This window comes from Candidatus Synechococcus spongiarum SH4, assembly GCF_000586015.1.
GTDB lineage: Bacteria > Cyanobacteriota > Cyanobacteriia > PCC-6307 > Cyanobiaceae > Synechococcus_B > Synechococcus_B spongiarum_F.
This window is the reverse complement of record NZ_JENA01000167.1, coordinates 1-3,807: the sequence shown is the minus strand read 5'-3', so window position 1 is coordinate 3,807 and position 3,807 is coordinate 1. Positions and strand designations below refer to the sequence as shown.

General features: G+C 64.0%; 8 protein-coding genes. All 8 read right to left on the bottom strand.

Features of this window, described 5'->3' with window-relative positions; translation table 11 throughout:
* Positions 1-112 (bottom strand): hypothetical protein (locus tag BG35_RS13715; RefSeq protein ID WP_269087832.1); only part of this gene is annotated, 112 nt, incomplete at its 3' end.
* A gap of 38 nt (positions 113-150) precedes the next feature.
* A complete protein-coding gene (locus tag BG35_RS13710; RefSeq protein ID WP_025782357.1) occupies positions 151-651 on the bottom strand; it encodes a Ycf46 family AAA ATPase in 501 nt (166 codons plus the stop codon).
* A complete protein-coding gene (locus BG35_RS13705; protein ID WP_025782356.1) occupies positions 648-956 on the bottom strand; it encodes a Ycf46 family AAA ATPase in 309 nt (102 codons plus the stop codon). The genes BG35_RS13710 and BG35_RS13705 overlap by 4 nt, the downstream gene beginning before the upstream one ends.
* Before the next feature lie 9 nt (positions 957-965).
* Positions 966-2,234: a membrane protein insertase YidC gene (gene yidC, locus BG35_RS0107585; RefSeq protein ID WP_025782355.1), complete on the bottom strand. Its 1,269-nt coding sequence runs from the start codon at positions 2,232-2,234 to the stop codon at positions 966-968.
* 70 nt (positions 2,235-2,304) lie between these two features.
* Positions 2,305-2,736, bottom strand: a complete 432-nt coding sequence (locus BG35_RS0107580; protein ID WP_025782354.1) for a PH domain-containing protein — start codon at positions 2,734-2,736, stop codon at positions 2,305-2,307.
* Positions 2,729-3,208: a ribonuclease P protein component gene (gene rnpA, locus BG35_RS0107575; protein ID WP_025782353.1), complete on the bottom strand. Its 480-nt coding sequence runs from the start codon at positions 3,206-3,208 to the stop codon at positions 2,729-2,731. The genes BG35_RS0107580 and rnpA overlap by 8 nt, the downstream gene beginning before the upstream one ends.
* 21 nt (positions 3,209-3,229) lie before the next feature.
* The gene (rpmH, locus tag BG35_RS12175; RefSeq protein WP_071994821.1) at positions 3,230-3,367 is read right to left on the bottom strand and encodes a 50S ribosomal protein L34; all 138 of its coding nucleotides are present in this window, start codon (positions 3,365-3,367) and stop codon (positions 3,230-3,232) included.
* Positions 3,368-3,447: 80 nt separating this feature from the next.
* Positions 3,448-3,807 (bottom strand): chorismate mutase (aroH, locus tag BG35_RS0107570; RefSeq protein WP_025782352.1); only part of this gene is annotated, 360 nt, incomplete at its 5' end.

The window sequence follows — 3,807 nt, the reverse complement described above, 5'->3', positions numbered from 1 at the left end:
CCTCCGTGGTGCGGATCATCTCCCGGGTCCGGGCTTCACTGGCGCCCACCAGGCCGGCAAAGAGGCGCCCCACGTCCAACCGCAGCAAGGGCATCCCCCAACTGTGGGCCACGGCCCGCGCCGTCAAGGATTTGCCGGTGCCCTGGGGACCTAGGAGCAGAACCCCCTTGGGATGGGGCAGGCCGTAGGCCCGGCTGCCGGGGAAAAGGCCAGCCGCCGTTGTTCCAGCCAGCCCTTGAGCTTGTCATGGCCGCCAATGTCGGTGGTGCTGGTGTCCGTGCTGCAGTATTCCAGAAGCTCCGTGCGGCGCACAGCCTGGCGTTTTTCCTCAAGAATGTCAGCCTGGTCCGCCAGGCCCAGGGCGCCCCGCTGGGCCAGGGCCCGGGCCGCCACCTGTCGGACCCGCTCTTCCGGCAGACCGGTGCAGCAACGGCTCAAGGTTTCCCTCACGTCAAGGGGGAGGGGCTGGCCGGCGGCGCTGGCAATCCCTCCCAGCAGGGCGCCGATCTCCGCACTACCGGGGAGGGGCAATTCCAGCACGGAGGTCACGGTTTCCAATTCCGTGGGAAGGCTGAGGTCGGGAGCGCTGATGATCACCGTATGGGGTTGGCGACGTAGCTCCCTGGCCAGATTCCGCAGACGCCGGTTCACCGCCGCATCCTCAAGGAAGCGGTGGAAGTCCAGCAGCAGCAGGATGGCGCCGCGCCCGCAGCCATGGCGGAGAGGCTGTCGAGGGCGGCCAGGGGATTGCGCTCCCCTGTGCCAACGCGGTCACTGGGGGCGTCCAGACCACCAATGAAGTCCCAGCGCATCACCAGACGATCCTGGAGTCTCCGCGCAGCGGACCGCACCAGGTTCTCCAGGCGTTCCTCCTCCTGGGTAGGAACCCAGATGATGGGTGTGCGCGCCCGGATCAAAAGATCCAGTTGCTCCAAAGGGCTGACCTGCACACTCATGCCTGCTCCTCAGGACTTTGATTTCTTCTGTCGCTGACCCTTGCGGCGGCCGGGCTTGGCAGGCTTGGCGGCGGGTTTCTGCTGGGGCAGGGGTGGGGAGGAGGTCTGTTGAGTGCGTTCCTCCTTGAGGAGGCCACGGAATCCCTCCTTACTGACCACGGCGTCCGCCGTTACCGCCAGGGCTGATCCGGAAGCGGCATCGGCGGCCTGGGCCGCCAACTGCTGCTCCAGGAGAGCTTGAAGGTTGTCGGGCAGCGCTTCCCTGGTCATGAGGAAGGTTTGGAATGCCTGGAGCACGTTGGCCACCACCATGTAGAGCAGCACGCCAGCCGGCAGCGGGAAGAACAGGAACAAGCCGGTCATCATGAAGGGCAGCACCCGATTGGTGGCGTCCTGCTGGGGGTTTTTCGGCATGCCCCAGCCGGAGAGAATCTGAGAGACAAACAAGGTGGCGCCAAAGCCCGCGACAAGGACGGCAATATCCCAATTCACCTTGCCGTCCACGTAAAAGCCCACATGGCCCAGGGCCTTGATGAACAGAAATCCGTTTTCGGAGGCCAGGCCGGGAATCTTGCCCTCCACGGTTGCATTGCCCAGCCCCACGGCCGTGATCTGGCCGGATTCATCAACATGGACCACATCCGCACCCCGGGTCACCTCCCAACTGGGGGTGATGGCTGCGGCGTGGTCCGTATGGGCCTGCACCGCCGCCAGGGATTCCCCCCCATCCCGGGTTTCCAGTTGCAGCGTTGCCGTGTCCCCGACGGAAAAGCTGCTGCCCTCGGGCAGGGCGGCCACCACCGGCACATGGTCCGTTTCCGAGAGAAAAATGGAGTGGCTGGCGCTGGTGAAGGGCCTCGCCTCCTCCTGGAGGATTTCATCGGCGGTCATCACCTTCACCGGGATGGTGTAGGTCACGTCGGCAAAGGGGGATCCCCGCAGGGTGGCGAAGAGGGCAAAAAGGATGGGCATCTGCACCAGCAGGGGCAGGCAGCCCGCCAGGGGATTGCCAAACTCCTTCATGAGCTTGCCCATCTCCTCCTGCTGCCGCTTGGCGTCGTTGGCGTACCTGGCCCGAATCTCCTCCTGCCGTTTTTTCATGACGGGCTGGGCAATGCGCATCCGCCGGGCATTGCGGATGGATCCAGCACTCAGGGGGAAGAGGGCCAAGCGGATCACCACCGTCAGCAAGACGATGGCCAAGCCGTAATTGGGCGCCAATCCATAGAAAAAATCCAGGATGGGCAGCAGGAGATTGTCGGAGATGTAGCCGATCACAGGCGTGAAGTAGTGGAGGGTGGATGTCCAGCAGAGTCAGTGTGCCCCATGGAAGCCGCTGGATTCAGCATCAATCGGAGAAACCGGCCTGGCCTGAGCGCTGGCTTGCGGCCCTGGCCTTGGAAGCTGGGCGGCGCTCTTCCACCAGGTGGCGCCAGCGGCGGTAATCAGGCAGGGACCGCATCTCGAGAGCGCCTCCCCCCTTGAGCAACAGCACCATGTCGCCATACAGACCAAAGCCCCGGGACACCGAACGCACCTCCCGGATCTGGCCGTAGCTGACGGTGGTTACGGTTCGCCCCAGAAAGCCCCCCTTGACCACAATCGTCTGATCCGTGATGCGGAAGCGCAGCCAGAGGGCGCGCACAACAGCCCCCACCGCCAGGGGAACGAGCACCACGGTGAGGGCAGCCAGCAGGCCAAACACCAGATCCATGGGATGGGGTCCGCCTTCGTAGAACACCTCTTCCGTCCTGGGGGACTGGGGGGACTGGTCAGACATGATGGAGATGGGGGGTGGCGCGGGTCAAAGCGGCAGGCCCGTCCTGTTCGTGGGCACAGCGCAGGCCGGACTGCCCCAGAAGGTCACTCCACTCTTGCAGCAATTGATCCTCGCTGCGCTGGGTGGCCCCTGGCTTCAGGCTGAGCAGCAGCCAACGGCCCCGCCGCAGGTGGGGAACCTCCTTCATGAAAGCATGGTGGAGAAGGCGGCGCAGCCGGTTTCTCCTTACTGCCCGCTTGCTCACTTTTTTGCTCACCACAACAGCAAAGCGTAGATCTTCCCGTCCCACTGCCGCGCTGTTGCGCTTCACGGCGGCGCGGATTCGGGATCCCATGAGACCGGGCTTGAGGCGCTGAAGGTTGGGTAACCCGACCCTCAGGATCAGGTTACTGCCATGAAAACGCGACCTGGCTCTGTAGAGATGGTCAAAAACCATGGTTCCACTGAGGCGGTGGTCCCGGGGAAGCACCATGCCGAATTGCCGTGCAATCCCTCAAACCGCAAGCCGGGCCCGGCCTCGTTTGCGTCGACTGCGAATGACGCGGCGGCCTGTGTGGGACCGCATGCGCACACGAAACCCGCTGACCCGCTTGCGCTTACGGCTGGTTCCTTCAAGTGTCCGTCTGGTCATGGTTGCACTGGTGTTGTGTGTGCCCAATGGGCAAGCACTTTACCTGTCCATGGCCAATTCTGTCTGGCCCGTTGCCGTCTTCATTGACGATCCGAACGCAAGGCCGCCGCACCCCGCAGATAGGGATGTTCCGGAACCCGGCCCTTGGGCAGCCAGCCATGGGCAAAGAGGCGGATGCAGCGGCTCAGATCACCCGGTACATGCATTTGCTGCGTGTCCAGCAGAGCCACTGCCTGCCAACCGGGCCGATGGCGCGCCACGGAGGCGGGAAACAGGGCATCCAGATCCGCCGTCACGGAAAAGACCATGGAAATCAGATGGTGGGGCTGGAGCTGGTTGCGTGTGACCAGAGCATCAAGGAGTTCCGATACGGCTTGCCGAATGGCCGGAGCCGTGTTTTCCGTGGCAGTGGTGGCGCCGCGCCATGCCACCAATTGGTT

Bases quoted from the DNA above. Each gene is read 5' to 3' on its own strand.
- rpmH (WP_071994821.1), bottom strand. From the start codon at position 3,367: ATGACCAGACGGACACTTGAAGGAACCAGCCGTAAGCGCAAGCGGGTC.
- rnpA (WP_025782353.1), bottom strand. From the start codon at position 3,208: ATGGTGCTTCCCCGGGACCACCGCCTCAGTGGAACCATGGTTTTTGAC.
- BG35_RS0107580 (WP_025782354.1), bottom strand. From the start codon at position 2,736: ATGTCTGACCAGTCCCCCCAGTCCCCCAGGACGGAAGAGGTGTTCTAC.
- BG35_RS13705 (WP_025782356.1), bottom strand. From the start codon at position 956: ATGAGTGTGCAGGTCAGCCCTTTGGAGCAACTGGATCTTTTGATCCGG.